Consider the following 17,195-nt stretch of genomic DNA (forward strand, 5'->3'; position numbering starts at 1 on the left):
AGGCTTCCTGGAGATCGAACACGATTGCGCCGTTTCGCTCAGCGCTGCGTTGCTGCCGCGATGTGTGCAGGGCTGCTCGGCTGCGCGGCATCGGGAGTGGCTTCCGATGAAACGATCGAGCGGCCGCTGCTTTCGGCCAGGCAGACGCTGTCGGGCGCACGCCTGGGCACGCTGCCGGGATTCGCCTTCGGCAGCGGCGCACGCGCCACGCCCTCCGCCTATATGGCCTTCCTCGCGCCGAGCGCGGCAGTTGCCCGCAACAACATCGTGTATGTGTTCGACCGCGGTCATCGGCAGCTCTTTCGCTTCGATCCCGCGCAACAATCGATGACACGCTTCACCGACTACGGCGGCAATGTGACGGGCATGGCCGTGGCACCGGACCTGTCCTTGTATGTCGCCGACGCCGGTGCGCAGCAGGTGCTGCATTATTCGTGGGATGGCAGACCCTTGCCGCGTCTCGTGCACGACACCGTGCTGGCGCGCCCGGTTGCAGTCTGTGTCGATGCGGCGACAGGCCGCGTTTTTGTCGCGGACAGCCTGTACAATCACGTCGTGATTTTCGACAGCCTCGGGCGCGCGCAACAGACGCTCAAGTCACAGGAAGCACGCAGCATTGAATCCATGGCGCGCGGCCCGGACGGTTTGTACCTGGTCGATCGCCTCAGCAGGCAGGTGGTGGTGATGGGGCTGGACGGCAGGGACAGGTATGCGCTGGGCGAGGGCACGCTGAACGATCCGCAGGCGATTGCAGTCGATCGCTTCAACTGCGTTTTCGTGAGCGATGCTTTTGATAACAGCATCAAGGTCTATGAGGGTGGGCAACTGACCGCGCGTTTCGGCGGCAGCGGCGCGACGCCCGGCCGCTTCAACCACATCGCCTTTCTGTCGATCGATCAGGATACGCTTTATGTCGCAGACAGCTTGAATGCACGCGTGCAAAGCTTCCACATCGCGCCGCCGGCCGCACGAGGTCCGGGTCATGACTAGGGGTATCTTCACGCTGCTTGCTGTGTTGCTGCTCTTGTCGGGCTGCGGCGAAACCCGCTACGTGATGCAACTCGACCCGGAGCCGGCGAAGGAGCACGCCTCCCTGGTGTGGCCGGCGGCGCCGGAAATTCCGCGCTTTCGTTATGTCGGCCAGTTGACAGGCGAACAGAATTTCTTTCCCGAAGACGGAGAGAAGCAGGCCATGGGCACGCGCATTCTGCGCTGGCTGGTCGGACTGACCGGCAGCGGCGAAGACAAAACCGTGCTCAAGCGCCCGCAAAGCGGCATGACGGGGAGCGACGGGCGCATCTATGTCAGCGATATCGCGGCCCATGCGGTGTTCGTCTTCGACAAGACGGCCGGCAAGCTGAGCGTGTGGACGCAGTCCGAGGAGTACCGCAATTTCGTGACCCCGATTGGCGTCGCGGAAGGTCCCGGTGGACAGATCCTGGTGGCGGATGCCGAACTGGGGCGCGTGTATCGCCTCGATCGTGACGGCAAGCCGATCGGCAGCTTCGGCAAGGATCTCCTCGTGCGCCCGACGGGTCTGGCGCGTGATGCGCAGCGCCATCGCATCTATGTGACCGACACCCATGCGCACGACATCAAGGTATTCGATGATGAGGGCATGCTGGTCGATACCATCGGCCATCGCGGCGAGGACCAGGGCGAGCTGAATTTCCCTACGCATCTCGCATTCGCCGGTGACAAACTGTATGTCACCGACAGCATGAACGCGCGACTGCAGATCTTCGACCTGCAGGGCAGGGTCATCCGCAGCATCGGTCGACGCGGTCTTTACATCGGCAACATGACGCGACCCAAAGGCGTCACTGTGGACCCGAGCGGAAATATTTACGTGGTGGAATCTTTCTACGATAATCTGCTCGTATTCAACAGCGAAGGAAAATTTCTGATGCCGATCGGCGGAACCGGCAAGGACATCGGCCAGTTTTATCTGCCGTCAGGCGTCTGGAGCGACCAGCAGGGAAGGATCTATGTCGCCGACATGTTCAACGGGCGCATCGTCATTTTCCAATTCATCGGAGCGATGTGATGTCCTGGTTTCGAACCTTCGCTGCCGTCGTTCTGCTGCTGGTCGTCACGGCGCTCGCGCGTGCGGGTATCGGCGTGACCGACAAGATTTCCGATGTGCGTGGCACCAAGCACAATCTTTCCGCTGTGGCTGACGGGTCGTCCACGCCTTCCGGCGGGAAGGTCCCGACAAGGACCGTCAAGGCCAGTTCCGAAACGCAGGTGTGCGTGTTCTGCCACACCCCGCATGAAGCCGAATCCGCAAGCTTTGGAACAGCGCCGAATACCTATGGCCCGCCGCTGTGGAACCGCAAGCTGTCCGGGCAAACCTACACGCCTTACAACTCCAGTTCCATGGATGCGGACGCCAACGAACTCGCGTCGGCCCCGGGCGGCAGTTCCAAGCTTTGTCTTTCCTGCCACGACGGCACCATGGCGATCGACAAGGTCAACGCGCTCAATGGCGCGAAGAACGTCACCATCCCGATGAGCACCGGCCCGTCGCCGGTTACCATGCCGAGCGGGAACGCGAGCACCGGATTCACACGCGACCTCGGCACCGACCTGCGCGGCGACCATCCCATCTCGTTCACCTACGACAGTACCCTCGCGACCAACGACGGCGAACTGCGCACGCCCAATGGCACCATCGTCGGCACGCGCGTCGCGGGAAGCACACCGCCGAAAATGCCGCTGGAAAAAGGCCAGATGCAATGCACGACCTGCCACGATCCGCATTTGCGCGACCGCACGACCGGTAACGGCAATGCCAAGTTCCTGCGCATGAACCGTTTCCAGGTATCGCAGCCCGGTGGCGGCAATTTCAACAGCACCAACGACATCATCTGCCTGGCATGCCACGACAAGGGGGGCGAGTCCTGGGCCTACTCGGCGCACGCCAACAGCCAGGTCGCAACTCAGACCTACAAGCCGGCGGCGGCGCAGCAGCGCGAATTCCCTTCTTCGCTGGATACGCCGGCCAACACGGATCCGCCGGTGTGGCAGGTGGCTTGCCTGAATTGCCACGACACCCATACCGTGCAGGGCGCGCGCCGCCTGCTGCGCGAAGGCACCGACAGTACTGCCACGCCCAAGACCGGCGGCAATGCGGCCCTCGAGGAAACCTGTTATCAGTGCCACACCACCAGCGCCGAATCCGCGGTGACGTATTCCGCACTGACCGCAAACGCGGTGCCCGATATCAAGACCGATTTCACCACGCTGGCGCGTCATATGCCGATCAAGAGTTCCGAGCAGGCGGCGGGCGTCGAGGTGCATGATATCGGCGGCGTGTTCAACGATGGACTGAACGCCGACTGCAGCAAGACGACCGGCAAATGCGGCCGTGATTTCCTGGAGGCGCGAGCCAATCTCGGCGTGGGCAATCTCACCAATCGTCATGCCGAATGCACCGATTGTCATAATCCGCACCGGGTGGTGAAGTTCCGTGATTTCCGCGGCAATCCGGCCGGTTCGCTCACTGGAACGCCGGATGCGGCAGGTACGCACAAGCACACGGACGATGCCAACACGCTGCACTCCAATATTGCCTCCGGCGTGCTGCGCGGCGCATGGGGTATCGAGCCGACCTATGGCTCGACTTCCTTCCACGCACTGCCATCGGGTTATGCGGTCAAGCGCGGCAATCCGGGTACCAACACCAGCACGCTCGCCAGCGCCAGCTACGTGACGCGGGAATACCAGATCTGCTTGAAATGTCATTCCGATTACGGCTACTCGGACAACAACGTTTACCCCAACGGCAACCGGCCCAGCCTCGGAACGCCAGGCACACCTTCCGGCACCAACGGGCTGACGATATACACCAACCAGGCCAAGGAGTTCCAGGCGCCTGTCGGCCATCAGGGGCCGGCCACCAACAGTTGCATCAACCAGGGAACGAACGCCGGCGCGAACTCAAGCTGGAACAATTGCAACCACCGCTCTTGGCATCCGGTCATGGATGTCACCGGCCGCACCACCACGACGCGCGGCATGTCCGGCGGGAATCCGTGGCTGGCGCCGTGGAACAATCAGGTCGGCGCCAATACCATGTATTGCGCCGATTGCCACGGCTCGAATACCGCTGAGACATCAGTCATACCGAGCAATGGCGATAACGGCAACCCGTGGGGGCCGCATGGATCCGGGAATAATTTCATCCTGAAGGGCGTGTGGGGTGCATCGATGGGAGCGACCGGCCGCGACAGCGGCAATACCGCCAATTTCCTGTGCTTCAAATGCCACGACAAGGCCAATTACACGACGCGCAGTGACACCGGACGCAAGACCGGTTTCTACAATTCGAGTCGCGGCAATCTTCACAACTACCATATCGACAAGATTCAGAAGTTGTATTGCACCTGGTGTCACGTCGCGGTGCCCCACGGCTGGAAGAACAAGGCACTGCTGGTCAATCTCAATGACGTCGGCGAGGAGGCCGGGCAGGGCGCCGGCAGCAGCAAGGAAGTCGCGATCTCGTCCAGCAGTCACGTCTATACGCAGCAGCCGTATTACCTGAACGCCAAGCTCAAGGTGTCCAGTTTTGCGGCGAGCGGCAACTGGTCCGACAGCAACTGTGGTTCCGCCGGCAAGTCCGGCTCCAACCTGATCGCGGGCAGCGGCGGCACCGGCAATACCACCGGCACCGGCATCAACTGGATGAAGTCGACGTGCACCAGTCCTCCGTGATGTCCATTGCCCGCGCCCTGGCGTCGCTGAAGCTGACGCTGGTCGCGCTGATCCTGCTCGGCGCCGGCATCATCTACGCCTATATCGGCGACGAGCGGGGCAATCTGACGCTGGTGCTGCCGCTTGCGTTGCTCTCGCTGAATCTGATCGCCGCCGTCGCTACCCACCCGGCATTCCGCAAGTGGAATGCCTTGCTGGTATTTCATCTCGCCTTGACCGCGCTGGTGCTGCTGGTGGCGATCGGCCGCCTGACCTATCTGCGGGGAACGGTGGAGCTCGCAACCGGCGAGGAATTTTCCGGGCAGCTGCTCGATTCCAATGCCGGCGTATGGCATCGATGGAAGGGGCTGGAAAAAGTACGTTTCACCAATCACGGCTTCACCATCCACTACGCGCCCGAGCTGCGGCGCGACCGCACGCGCAACGAAGTGAGCACCCTCGATGATGGCGGCAAGGAGCAGATCCTCGAAATCGGTGACCAGACGCCGCTGGTGCTGGCGGGTTATCGTTTCTACACTACGCCGAACAAGGGATTCGCGCCGACCTTCCTCTGGACGCCGAAGGGCGGCGAACCGATGCTGGGGACGGTCCACCTGCCGTCGTATCCTATCCACGAATACCGGCAGGCGCGCGAATGGCAGCTGCCCGGCACCGGCATCCAGGTCTGGACCATGCTGCAATTCGATGAGATCATTCTCGACCCGAATGCTGCGTCCGACTTCCGGCTGCCGAATGAACACAAGGTCATCGTGCGCATCGGCCAGCAAAGGCACGAGCTTCAACCCGGACAGGCAATCGAACTGCCGCAAGGCCGACTGGTGTACGACGGCTTGCGCAGCTGGATGGGGTATGCGGTCTTTTACGACTGGACCATCCACTGGCTGCTGGCGGTCAGCGTGCTGATCGTCGGATCGCTGGCCTGGCATTTCTGGCGCAAGTTCGCGGCCAAACCATGGAATCCCTGAGATGAATGAATTGATTGTATTGTGGGCCGCGCTGGTGGCGTATGTCGTCGCCGGCAGCGTTGCCATCATCGCTGTCGTGCTGAAGAAGCAACCTGCGCGCGCGATACTGGCCCTGATCGCGCTCGGCCTGATTCTGCACACCGCATCGATTGCGATGCGCTGGGAACGGCTCGGCCATGGTCCGTTCATTACCATGTTTGAAATCCTGTCGAGCAATGTGTGGAGCATGATGCTCGCTTTCGCCATTGCCTACTGGCGCCTGCCGCCGATCCGCCCCAGCTCGGCGGTGGTGATGCCCATCCTGTTCATCGTGATGGGCTGGCTGATGATGACCAATCCCGGAGAAGGTCACCTGCCGCCAACTTATCACACCATCTGGCTCTATATCCACATCGGTTTCGGCAAGGTGTTCTTCGGCGCAGTGCTGGTCGCCACCGGAATCTCGGGCGTGATCCTGCTGCGCCCCACGGCGTTCGGAGCCGGACGCTTCGAGCGACTGCCGGCCGATAGCCGCCTGAGCGAATTGACATTCCGCTGCATGGCGATCGGCTTCATTTTCGAAACCCTGATGCTGATCGCCGGTGCGATCTGGGCGCAGGATGCCTGGGGCCGCTACTGGGCCTGGGATCCGCTCGAGACCTGGGCATTCCTGACCTGGCTGGTGCTGGCCTTTTCCTTGCATGCACGCTTCACTCTCAAACTTTCGCCGCGTGCCGGTGCCATACTGGTCGTGGCCGTATTCATCGTGGCTTTTCTGACATTCTTCGGCGTTCCCTTCATTTCCACCGCGGCGCACAAGGGAGCCATCTAGCATGGATGCCGTGTTGCGCGCTCGGCCGGAAGTGCGTCGCCTGGTGGCGGGTTGGTTCCTGCTGGCGCTGCTGGCGCTGGCACTGTCGACCGCCTGCGCGGTGATGCTGGTGGCGGCACGCATCCCGCTGCCGGGCGGCATGGTCGCCTCCGTCTCGCTGTTCCGCAGCGCGCTGGTGCTGCATGTGGGCCTGGCAGTGGTGGTCTGGTTTCTGTCCTGCGCTGCCGGCCTGTGGACACTCGCGTCCGGCGGAAAGGCGAGCGGAATACGCCTGCTCGCCATGACGCTGGCCTATGCCGGCGTGCTGGCGATGATGCTGGCGCTTTTCCTCGGCACCTCGGCGCCTGTGCTTGCCAATTACATACCGGTGCTCGACAGTCCGGTATTCCTGCTGGGGCTGGGCTGGTTCCTGGGCGGCATCGCGCTATGCGGCGTGAGCTCGATTGCCGGGATCCTCAAGCAGCTTAAAGGCAAGAGCGAGACATGGCCGATAGCGGCGCTGCTGTCGATCGCGGTGACGACGATTGCCGTGCTGGCATTGGCGATACCCGCTCTGACTTCCGGCGTGCCGGCCGATGCGGCGGGCTTCGAAGTGATGGCTTGGGGCCCCGGCCATCTCTTGCAGTTTGCGCATGTGCTGTTGCTGATGGGCGTCTGGTGCGTGCTCGGCGAACAGGCCACGGGACGCGCGCCCGCGTCGCGTCCGATCGTGGTGACGCTGCTGTCGCTGGCGGCGCTGCCGGTACTGGCGGCGCCATTCATTTATCTGGCGCATCCGGTCGGCAGTGCGGAATTCCGGCACGCCTTTACCCTGCTGATGGCATGGGGTATCTGGCCGGCGGCGATGCTGCTGGCGGTGCGCCTGCTCTTGCAACTTTGGCAGGCCGGCCGTGCGGTGTGGATGTCGCCGCAGAATTTGCCCTTGCTGTTGTCGATCCTGTTGTTTCTGCTCGGCTGTGCGTTCGGTGCGTCGATTCGCGGCGAATCCACCATGGTGCCGGCGCATTATCACGGTACGGTCGGCGCCGTCACACTGGCTTACATGGCGCTCGGCTACCGCTTGTTGCCGTCGTTCGGCTTTACGGTGCTTGGCGGCCGATTGATCCGCTGGCAGCCGGTTTTGTATGGCGCGGGCTTGTTCATTCTTGCAGTCGCTCTCGCGTGGTCGGGATGGCTCGGTGTACCGCGCAAGACCTTGCATGTCGATGTGGTCACCCATTACCCGGCCTATTTCGCGGCGATGGGCCTGGCCGGACTCGGCGGATCGCTTGCCATTTCGGGCGCGGCGCTGTTTGTCTTCAACATTGTGCGCGTGCTGCGCACTCGACGGGTCGGCATCGTGCAGAGCGCGCCGGGTCGGCAGTGGAGCGCGGCCTGGGCCCTGATGTTTGTGTGCATTCTCGGCAGTGGCGTGCTTGTCATTTTCTTGCCAGATTCGTTCGGCGAGACGCAGGTCTCGGCGCTTCGCGATCCTGCGCGCCACGCGGCGCAGAAGCGGGATGAAGAAATCGCACGCCAGTTCGCCGAAGGTGCCGCATTGCTCAGCGCGAAGCAATACCAGGCCGCCGCCGGTGTCTTGCACCGCGTGCTCGAACTCGCGCCGCAAATGCCGGAGGCGCAGGTCAACATGGGTTTCGCCATGATCGGGCTGGAAAAATACGCGATGGCGCGCGACTTCTTCGATACGGCCATCAACCTGCGCACCACGCAAATCAACGCGTACTATGGCTTGGCGATTGCCCTCGAGGGACTGGGCGATCTGGAAGGCGCGCTTGGCGCAATGCGCACCTACGTTCATCGCAGCAAGCCGGACGATCCTTTCCTCCGCAAGGCCAATGCCGCCATCTGGGAATGGGAAGAGCAACTCGCGGGAAAACAAGCGGAAAATCCGCCGACCGCCGCAGTTCTCGAAAATGAGAAGGGCGGTATCCGCTATCCCATTCCCGAGAAAAAATTTAATTGATTCCCTAGCCTGATCGATACTTCCTATTGAAGACCGCTGCAGGCCCATCGCGGGCAGACGATGCCGAATGGGTATCGTGCACGATTTCATCGACGATCGCCTGAGTCGGAGGCACCCCCGGAGGTAGACGGGCTATGCTGACTCGTCCACACCATCACTGCGAGTGGCGCACGCAGCTTCCCGGTCGTACCCTGCTCATACCCTTTGGCCATGCGGGATTCTGCTGCATGGAATCAAACTTGCTTGGTTCGAGTTCGAACGAGCTTTCGCATCATCGCTGTCGGTGTTCAGCACCAGTGCCAGGAGTCAGCATGAATGAAGCATCGGACGATAAGCTTGGCAACATGTCTGCAATATCAACCAATAAAAATAACGATGAGTGCAACAGGGGAGGAAGAGGAAAAGCCTCGAAAAGCCGATTCCCGGCCAGTTCGAGGGAGGGACGCCAAATGAACGGGCACATGGACAGCCACAGAATGGGATTCAATGCGACGCCTGCGACAATGCTGCGTATCGGCCTGTTCATCGCCGGGATCGTGTTGCTGGGTACGATAGAGTTTCTCGAAACGGATGTCCTTTTCGCCGGCATTCAGTTCGAGGAAGTTTTCATCTTCCGGCTGACGGGTTATGCGAATCTGGTGCTGGTAGGCTCGACGGTTCTGTATTTCGGCCATATGTGGAGCGGCTCGGAAAGCGTGGGGCGCTGGGCATCCGGCATGGCCTTGCTTGGTTCATTGACATCGATCGTGGCCCTGGTATGGCGCTGGATTGAAACCTATTACCTGCATCGTCTCGGCCATATTCCGCTGAACAGTCTGTACGAAATGATGTCCTTGTTCAGCGCCATGACGGTGCTGATCTATCTGGTCATGGAACACGTCTACCGCACCCGGGCCGCAGGTGCTTTCGTGATGCTGATTGTCTTCGGCGCGGTAGTGTTCCAGATCTGGCTGGCGGCAAACGATCAGACCATACCGGGTGCGCATGTGCGGGTCCTCAAGAGCTACTGGATGTACGCGCACGTGCTGGGAAGTTTTTTCGGCTACGGCGCGTTTGCCGTTGCCGCGGCAATGGGCGCTGCTTACCTGGTCAGGGCGCATGCGGAATCGCTTGGGCGCTCAACGGGATTTGCGGTGCAGTCGCTGCCTGAATTGCGTAGTATTGACGGCCTGATGCACAGGGCGATCGTGGTTGGCTTCCCGCTCTTCGGCCTCGCAACCGTTCTCGGGTCGGTGTGGTCATACGAAGCATGGGGGCGGTATTGGGCATGGGAGCCGAAGGAAACCTGGGCCCTGCTGGTTTGCCTGACCTACGGCTCGTATTTCTACTGCCGGTGGGTGAACAAGCTGCATGGCAGGCGCATGGCGTGGTGGACGATGGCGGGTTTTGCCATTACGGTATTTTGCTTTCTTGGCACGCGCATGCTGGAGCCGGGATTGCATGCGGTCGGGCGGGCAATCATCTAGCCTGGTGATGCCGGCGGCCTCGCAAGAGATAAAACTATTCGACTAGAGATGGAGTGGGCGAGATTCAAACCAGACCGACAATATGGCAACGACCCCTGCTCGTAGCCGCAATGGCGGTGCTGTTATCGGGCCTGCTCGGCGCATGCGGCAAGCATGTCGATGTACCGGAGGCAAGGCTGGCGGAGGGAGGAAAATTCCCACCGCTGACACTCGGCTCGACATCTGGTAATGTCATTTCGACAACAAGTTACGAAGGGAAATTGCTGGTGCTGAATGTGTGGGCAACATGGTGTCCGCCATGCCGGCGCGAAATGCCGAGCCTGGAGCGCCTGAGCCGAGCGCTCGATCCGAAGCGCTTCGCGGTGATCGGCTTGTCGACGGATGAGGATGAGATACTGGCAACAGAATTTCTTTTGCAAAACCACATTACGTTCGCAAACTTTTTCGACAAGAGCGGCAAGTTGGCGAAACAACTCGGCATGAAGGTGTATCCGGAAACCTTCCTGGTCGCGCCGGACGGCACTCTGCTGCAGCGCTTGCCCGGCTTGCACGAATGGGATGGCCAAGCCATGATTGCGCATCTCGAAGACGCCTACCGGCGCCATCGGCACGAGAAAATGAACGACATGAAAGGTCACAGGCAGGATAAATGATTTCGATACGCAAGTTCATGAACGCCCTGCGGGGTTTGGGTATCCAAGCGGAGGCGCCCGCAGTCGAAGCAGGCGAGTCCGGCTCGACACCCGTCACCGAAGAAACCGCCTCCGCGGCGCCGGCCGGCGAAAAGCACGGCCACGTTTTCTCTGTCAGGACAAAGGGTCTGGTGGTGTTCGGCGCATTGATTGCGTATGCAATCATCATCGCACTGTTCGTGTTTCACCAGAAAAATTTGTTGCAGCGCGATTTTGAAGAGATCCAAAAGTCACTGGAGATCGACAGTATGCTGAAACAGGCGGACACCGCGGCCTTCCACGCCGTCATGGCGGTGTTCGCGAATGTCGACTCGCCCGACCGCGAGGCGGGCATGCAGCGCATCCAGATGCACTATCAGATGCTGCGCACCATGCATGCGGCACTGAAGGAACGCCTGCCGGAATTCGACCTCAGCCTGGCCGGCGTCAACGCCGCATTGGCCGAGGCCGACAGGGAAGCGACACGCGCAAGCATGACGCAACTGATTGTCGAACTGGTCAAGACCAAGAACGAATTCACCAACCTTGCGGAACAATCGCAACTGGCGCGCCGCCGCATGTCCGAGGGCTACCGGATGCAAACAGATTCCGTGGCGATGACGACCCTGCTGATGGGCATGATGGGATTGGCCTTGCTCGGCGCGATCAGCGGCCTGTTCTTCAAGCGACTGACGGAGGACCTGCGCACGCTGCAGATCCGTGCGCTGGAGATCGTCAACGGTTATCGCGGCGAGCCGATCCCGATCCGGCGTCATGACGAAGTCGGACAGTTGATGATGGCGGTGAACAGCATGGCCACTATTCTGGACAAGCGCGAGAAGGAACTGATCGTCGAACGCCAGAAGTATTTTCACCAGGAGAAGATGGCGGCCATCGGCGCGCTGGCCGCCGGCGTTGCGCATGAAATCGGCAATCCGATCGCGGCCATTGCCGGCATCGCGCAGGACATGGCGGAGCGCCGCGCGGAAGGGCTGGGCCCTTGCGCCCACGATCATTGCCGGCCGTGCCGGCCCGACCTGATCCAGGCACAGACCGAACGCCTTGCCGCGATCACCCGAGAGATATCTGAATTCGCCTCGCCGCAGCCGGCCGAGCCGCAACTGATCGACCTGAACTCGCAATTGCGCAGCACTGCCAGCCTGATCCGTTACGACAAGCGGCTGCGCCGGGTGGAATTGCGTCTGGAACTCGACCATTATCTGCCGGCGATTTTCGGTGTGGCCGACCAGGTCACGCAGGTCATCATGAACCTGCTGATCAACGCGATGGATGCGCTCGACCCGGTAATGGACCGGCCGCCCACCATCATCATCACCACCAAGCCGGACGGCGACCGTGTATGCATGACAGTGGAAGACAACGGACCCGGCATGGAGAAGGAAGTGCTGGAGCGCGTATTCGAAGCATTCTTCACTACCAAGCCCGCCGGGAAGGGAACCGGACTGGGCCTATCCTTGTGCTACTCGATCATGAAGAATCATGGCGGCAGCATCGATATCGAATCCGTGCCCGGCAAGGGCACACGTGTACTCGTTTACTTTCCGACAAATGAAACAGCCTAACGACATCTTAATGAAATCCCTGGAGGTCCTGGTCGTCGACGACGAACCGGCGATCCGCCAGATCCTGTCCGCTCACCTGAGCAAGTCCGGTTGCAGCGTCTGCCAGGCGGCCAACGGGACGGAAGCCTTCGAGCGCCTCTCGAAAGGGGATATCGACGTCGCCATCAGCGATATCAAGATGCCGGACTTCACCGGCATCGAACTGGTGCGCCGGGCGCGCGCGGCCGGAATCGAAACCAACTTCATCATGATGACCGCCTACGCCTCGGTCGATACCGCAATCGAAGCAATCAAGGCCGGCGCATCCGACTACATGATCAAGCCGGTGCGCAACGAGGAAGTCCTGCACCGACTGATGAAGGTGCGCGACATGCGTCGTCTCAGTTCCGAGAACCGCGTGCTGCGCAACCTGGTGATGGGCTCGAACGAAGAGCGCTTCACCTTCGCTTCGCAGCCCATGAAAGACCTCGAACGCCTGATCGCCAAGGTCGCGCCGACCGACAGCACAGTGCTGGTGACCGGCGAAAGCGGCACGGGTAAAGGCGTGATCGCGCGCCAGATCCATCAGAACAGCCTGCGCGGGGATGGACCTTTCATTCCGGTCAACTGCGGGGCCATTCCGGAAAACCTGATGGAGAGCGAGCTGTTCGGTCACATGAAGGGTTCCTTCACCGGCGCCGACAAGGCACGCAAGGGCCTGTTCCTGGAAGCGGACAAGGGCACCATTTTCCTCGACGAGATCGGCGAACTGCCGCTGGCGCTGCAGGTCAAGCTGCTGCACGTGATCGAAGAGAAGACCGTGCGTCCGGTAGGCGGCGAGCAGGCCAAGCGCGCCGACGTGCGCATCATCGCCGCTACCAATCGCGATCTGTCGCAGATGGTCGCCGAAGGCCGATTCCGCGAAGACCTGTACTTCCGCCTGTCTGTTTTCCATGTCCACACGCCGCCCCTGCGTGAACGCCGCCAGGACATCCCCGGCCTGGTGCGGTTCTTGCTCCAACGAGGAGCAAAACGTCTGAATAGCGCTGGCGGCATCGCCATCGATCCGGACGTTGAGGAAATCCTGAGTGCCTATGACTGGCCCGGGAATGTTCGGGAGATGGAGAACGTGGTTGATCGAGCTCTGATTTTGGCTGACGAAGGGCACATTACCCGTGCCGATTTGCCGCCGCAGATCGCGCGTATTGCTCCGTCCGGCAAGAACGGCCTTGCGCTGTCCGAGTCGGGCGACAGTCTGCGTGAACAGGTGCGGCGCTTTGAAAGTTCCGTGATTTGCAAGGCCATCAGCGACGCCGGCGGCGACCGGCGCGCGGCGGCGCAGAAGCTGGGCATCGGTTTGTCCAGCCTGTATCGCAAGCTGGAAGAATACGAAGCGCTGGGCTTGCTGCAGGACGGCGGAGAGGTACGTCAGGCGTCGCGCTAGACGCGCGACATGGCATGGCCGGGACGGATTGCGCGGGCGGAATAAGCGACGCGCAATGACGCCCTCCGGCCTGTGGGCAGGATAGGGGACAACATGGGATGCGGAACAAGGGGCGCGAAGCCCCGAGGGCGACTTTTGCTTTGCGCTTTTGCGCTGAGCCTGATGATGCCAATGGCCTGGGCTGGTCCGAAAGAGGATACCGAGCAGGCCGAGAAGGAGTTTTCGCGCGGGAACCTCATTCTCGCGCTGTCGCTCTGGAAGAAGGCCGCGGAACAGGGCTATGCGCAGGCCCAGGCGCGGATGGGCGACATGCTGGATCAGACCGACGACGACAAGGAAGCGGTCGAGTGGTATCGCAAGTCCGCCGACCAGGGCAACGCCGCCGGCGAGTTCGGCCTCGGCCAGATGTATGCAAAGGGCGAAGGCGTCAAGGCGGACCCGGAGCAGGCGCGCATCTACATTCAGCGCGCAGCCGACAAGGGCCATCTGCCTGCGGTCCTTCTGATGCGCGATCTCACCAGAAGCGGTGATCTGGGTGTCAAGATCGATCCGATCCAGAGCGCCGCATGGGATGCCAGGGCCAGTGAAATTCTCGGCCGTCCCGCATCTCAGCCGGTGGCTGCGCCAACGTCAAAAAAATCCCGCAAATGAGAAGGAGGGAATCGGAAATGCTCTCTTTTTTGAGAACACATCAGAACACATTTGCAAACCTGGCATTGCTGGCAAAAGTGCTGGCCACGCTGCTTGTCGCCATCCTCGCGGTGAGCTACAGCAGCAGCCTGTATGCGGCCGATACCTTCAAGGGCCAGAAACTGTACGCGAACAATTGCGCCGTATGTCATGGCCCGAACGGCCAGAGCCGTTTGCCGGGCGCGCCCAATTTCAACCGCGGGGAAAGCATTCTCAAACCCGATTTCACTTTGCTTGCCGCGATCCGCGCCGGCAAGAATGCGATGCCTGCATTCCAGGGCATCCTGTCTGACCGCGACATCATGGATGTCATCGCTTACGTAAGGACCTTGAATTGAAGCGTTCAATCAATCTGCTGTTGCTGCCAGCCCTGCTTTCCGCATTCATCGGCACTTCTGCTGCACAAACAAAAACATCCGACAATTCGAACCAGCCCAAAGTCATCGAGACCTTCTCGGTGGGCGACAACGTGTATGTCCGTGCGCTGACCATGGAACCCAAGACCGGCTCGCTGTGGGTCGGCACTTCCGCCGGCGTGCACGAGATCGAGGTCGCCACCGGCAAGCCGCGCAATACCTTTACCCGCAACAGCGGCCTCGCGAATGAATACGTGTTCGCGGTCGGCATCGACAAGGACGGCTACAAGTGGTTCGGCACCAATGCCGGCGGCGTATCGCGCTACAAGGACGGCAAGTGGAAGACGTTTTTCCCCATGCACGGCCTGGCGGATTACTGGGTCTACTCCTTCGGCAATCAGAAGAATGGCGACCTGTGGATCGGTACCTGGGCCGGCGTCAACGTGGTCGACCTGAAGACGCTCAAGTTCCGCACCTATGTGAAAGAGCTGATCAACGAGTGGGTCTACGGTATCGATGTCGACAAGCAGGATCGCGTGTGGTTCGGCACTGAAGGCGGCGTGTCCATGTTCGACGGCAAGACCTGGAAGTCGTGGACGCACAAGGACGGACTCGGCGCGGTGAATGAGAAGAAGTTGCTGACCAGTCCGAACACCGGTCTCGGCACGCGTTCGCGCCATGACCTCGGCTTCCGCTCCGAGGATGGTGCCGCCACTTACAACCCCAACTATGTGTTTTCCATCCTGGCCGCTCAGGACCAGACGATCTGGGCCGGCACATGGGGCGGCGGCGTCGCCCATTTCGATGGAAAGAAGTGGACCAATTACACCGTCAAGGACGGACTCGCCGGCGACATCATCTACAGCATGGTGCAGGACAGCAAGGGCGTGTTCTGGTTCGGCACCAATGGCGGCGTCACGCGTTATGACGGCAAGACATGGAGCAGTGTCGATAACAGGACCGGCCTGCTCGACAACAACGTATATGCATTGGCGATTGCGCCGAATGGCGATATCTGGGCCGGTACCAAGCGCGGCGTCACGCATTTGGGTCAACCAAAAGGGAAATAGGGAGAATTGACGTGCAGTTGAACAAAATAACAGTGGCGATCATCGGTGTCGGCGTGGCAGGCCTGGTGGCCGGGGCTTATGTTGTCGGCGCCAAGCAGTCCGACAAGGCACCCGAAGTAAAGCAAGCCTCCGCCGGCCCCCTGAAACCCGGCGCACAGGCCCCGAGCAATCATCCTCCCATGCCCGAGCAGGTGGCCGCAAGCGGCGGGCAGGGCGGGCCGGAGCAGCAGGGCAAGGTGCAGATCGACCCGAACGCGAAGTTCACCCATTTCCGCGTCGGCAACCGCAACGTCAAGTCGATCCTGGTCGATGGCAGCACAGCCTGGGTCGGCACTTCGGGCGGCGTGGTGCGTTATGACACCAAGACCGACGAATACCGCCTGTTCGACGTGCGCAACGGCTTGCTCTCCAATGGCGTATTCAGCATTACCAAGCTCGACGGCAAGATCATGGTCGGCACCTATGGCGGCGGCATGTCGCTGTACGACCAGGACAAGGACAAGTGGGAAAACTTCAATATTCCTGACGGCCTGGGCGATGCATTCGTTTACGGCGTCATGAAAACCAGGAATGGCGACGTGTGGGTCGCGACATGGTCGGGCGCGAACCGCATCCGCGGCGGCAACCTGCGTGACCGCTCCAAGTGGGATCTGTTTACCGTCGAGAACACCAAGGGCGGCTTGCCGAACGACTGGGTCTACGGTCTGGCCGAAGGCAAGAACGGCGAAGTCTGGATGGCGACCGAGGGCGGGCTGGCCCGTTTCAAGGACGGCAAGTGGGACAACTGGAACCACGCCAAGGGCCTCGGTGCGGACTATGAGAAAGTGAAGAACGACATCAAGTTCAACAATGATCCGGCCACCCAGTCGGTGCACCATGCCAAGCAGAAGGAAGAGATGGGCCTGCAAGGCATCAACGTGGCCTACAACCCCAACTACATCGTTTCCATGGTGGTCGACGCCGAGGGTACCGTGTGGGCCGGCACATGGGGCGGCGGTCTGTCCAGTTTCGACGGCAAGAACTGGAAGCATTACACGGTCGCCGACGGCTTGCCGGGCAACCATGTGTTCATGCTGCATATCGACCAGAAAGGCGTGATGTGGATCGGCACCAATGACGGCCTCGCGCGCCGCGACGGCGACAAGTTCACCGTGCTGAACACCGCCAACGGGCTCTACTCCAACACGGTGTTTTCGATGGCAACCGGCCCCGACGGCAGCAAGTGGGTCGGCAGCTTCGGCGGCGTGTCGCATTTGAAGGCGACGCAGTAATACCGCCAGCACACATCGCATCAACATCATGCTCCCCCGGCCTGTGCGGTGGGGGAGTATAAAGCCAGCCGAAAGCCAATCCATGTCATCCAAATTCGCCCCCCTGAAGAACGACACCTTCCTGCGCGCGCTGCTGCGCCAGCCGACCGACTACACGCCGCTGTGGCTCATGCGCCAGGCCGGACGCTACCTGCCCGAATACTGCGCCAC

General features: G+C 61.1%; 15 protein-coding genes. All 15 read left to right on the plus strand.

What is annotated here, in order from left to right; translation table 11 throughout:
* Positions 1-24: 24 nt before the first annotated feature.
* Positions 25-990, plus strand: coding sequence for a hypothetical protein (locus tag VJ651_RS10745; protein WP_324107454.1), 966 nt, complete (start codon positions 25-27; stop codon positions 988-990).
* Positions 983-2,047, plus strand: a complete 1,065-nt coding sequence (locus VJ651_RS10750) for a 6-bladed beta-propeller (protein ID WP_324107455.1) — start codon at positions 983-985, stop codon at positions 2,045-2,047. The genes VJ651_RS10745 and VJ651_RS10750 overlap by 8 nt, the downstream gene beginning before the upstream one ends.
* Positions 2,047-4,716, plus strand: coding sequence for a multiheme c-type cytochrome (locus VJ651_RS10755; protein ID WP_324107456.1), 2,670 nt, complete (start codon positions 2,047-2,049; stop codon positions 4,714-4,716). The genes VJ651_RS10750 and VJ651_RS10755 overlap by 1 nt, the downstream gene beginning before the upstream one ends.
* A complete protein-coding gene (locus VJ651_RS10760) occupies positions 4,698-5,681 on the plus strand; it encodes a cytochrome c biogenesis protein ResB (protein ID WP_324107457.1) in 984 nt (327 codons plus the stop codon). The genes VJ651_RS10755 and VJ651_RS10760 overlap by 19 nt, the downstream gene beginning before the upstream one ends.
* A 1-nt stretch (position 5,682) precedes the next feature.
* Positions 5,683-6,492, plus strand: a complete 810-nt coding sequence (gene ccsA / locus VJ651_RS10765; RefSeq protein WP_324107458.1) for a cytochrome c biogenesis protein CcsA — start codon at positions 5,683-5,685, stop codon at positions 6,490-6,492.
* Between the two features lies 1 nt (position 6,493).
* A complete protein-coding gene (locus VJ651_RS10770; protein ID WP_324107459.1) occupies positions 6,494-8,455 on the plus strand; it encodes a cbb3-type cytochrome c oxidase subunit I in 1,962 nt (653 codons plus the stop codon).
* 461 nt (positions 8,456-8,916) lie between these two features.
* Positions 8,917-9,921 (plus strand): cytochrome c biogenesis protein CcsA, encoded by a 1,005-nt coding sequence (ccsA, locus tag VJ651_RS10775; RefSeq protein WP_324107460.1) that lies wholly within the window; start codon positions 8,917-8,919, stop codon positions 9,919-9,921.
* 110 nt (positions 9,922-10,031) lie between these two features.
* Positions 10,032-10,574 carry a TlpA disulfide reductase family protein gene (locus VJ651_RS10780; protein WP_324107461.1) on the plus strand — a complete coding sequence of 181 codons (543 nt, stop codon included), beginning with the start codon at positions 10,032-10,034 and terminating at the stop codon, positions 10,572-10,574.
* A complete protein-coding gene (locus tag VJ651_RS10785) occupies positions 10,571-12,175 on the plus strand; it encodes a HAMP domain-containing sensor histidine kinase (RefSeq protein WP_324107462.1) in 1,605 nt (534 codons plus the stop codon). The genes VJ651_RS10780 and VJ651_RS10785 overlap by 4 nt, the downstream gene beginning before the upstream one ends.
* 10 nt (positions 12,176-12,185) lie before the next feature.
* Positions 12,186-13,598, plus strand: coding sequence for a sigma-54 dependent transcriptional regulator (locus VJ651_RS10790; RefSeq protein WP_324107463.1), 1,413 nt, complete (start codon positions 12,186-12,188; stop codon positions 13,596-13,598).
* Positions 13,599-13,769: 171 nt separating this feature from the next.
* On the plus strand, positions 13,770-14,249 hold the full coding sequence (locus tag VJ651_RS10795; protein WP_324107464.1) for a tetratricopeptide repeat protein: 480 nt from the start codon (positions 13,770-13,772) through the stop codon (positions 14,247-14,249).
* 29 nt (positions 14,250-14,278) lie between these two features.
* The gene (locus VJ651_RS10800; RefSeq protein ID WP_324107465.1) at positions 14,279-14,626 is read left to right on the plus strand and encodes a cytochrome c; all 348 of its coding nucleotides are present in this window, start codon (positions 14,279-14,281) and stop codon (positions 14,624-14,626) included.
* Positions 14,623-15,714: a ligand-binding sensor domain-containing protein gene (locus tag VJ651_RS10805; RefSeq protein ID WP_324107466.1), complete on the plus strand. Its 1,092-nt coding sequence runs from the start codon at positions 14,623-14,625 to the stop codon at positions 15,712-15,714. The genes VJ651_RS10800 and VJ651_RS10805 overlap by 4 nt, the downstream gene beginning before the upstream one ends.
* A gap of 11 nt (positions 15,715-15,725) precedes the next feature.
* Complete coding sequence (locus VJ651_RS10810) at positions 15,726-16,985, plus strand: ligand-binding sensor domain-containing protein (protein ID WP_324107467.1); 1,260 nt, start codon at positions 15,726-15,728, stop codon at positions 16,983-16,985.
* 82 nt (positions 16,986-17,067) lie between these two features.
* The coding region (locus tag VJ651_RS10815) for a uroporphyrinogen decarboxylase family protein (RefSeq protein ID WP_324107468.1) at positions 17,068-17,195 on the plus strand (128 nt) is incomplete at its 3' end.

This window comes from Noviherbaspirillum sp., assembly GCF_035254865.1.
In the GTDB taxonomy this organism is placed as follows: domain Bacteria; phylum Pseudomonadota; class Gammaproteobacteria; order Burkholderiales; family Burkholderiaceae_D; genus Noviherbaspirillum.

Coding starts and splice junctions, on each gene's coding strand:
- VJ651_RS10750 (WP_324107455.1), top strand. CDS start 983: ATGACTAGGGGTATCTTCACGCTGCTTGCTGTGTTGCTGCTCTTGTCG.
- VJ651_RS10755 (WP_324107456.1), top strand. CDS start 2,047: ATGTCCTGGTTTCGAACCTTCGCTGCCGTCGTTCTGCTGCTGGTCGTC.
- ccsA (WP_324107458.1), top strand. CDS start 5,683: ATGAATGAATTGATTGTATTGTGGGCCGCGCTGGTGGCGTATGTCGTC.
- VJ651_RS10770 (WP_324107459.1), top strand. CDS start 6,494: ATGGATGCCGTGTTGCGCGCTCGGCCGGAAGTGCGTCGCCTGGTGGCG.
- ccsA (WP_324107460.1), top strand. CDS start 8,917: ATGGACAGCCACAGAATGGGATTCAATGCGACGCCTGCGACAATGCTG.
- VJ651_RS10780 (WP_324107461.1), top strand. CDS start 10,032: ATGGCGGTGCTGTTATCGGGCCTGCTCGGCGCATGCGGCAAGCATGTC.
- VJ651_RS10785 (WP_324107462.1), top strand. CDS start 10,571: ATGATTTCGATACGCAAGTTCATGAACGCCCTGCGGGGTTTGGGTATC.
- VJ651_RS10790 (WP_324107463.1), top strand. CDS start 12,186: ATGAAATCCCTGGAGGTCCTGGTCGTCGACGACGAACCGGCGATCCGC.
- VJ651_RS10795 (WP_324107464.1), top strand. CDS start 13,770: ATGGCCTGGGCTGGTCCGAAAGAGGATACCGAGCAGGCCGAGAAGGAG.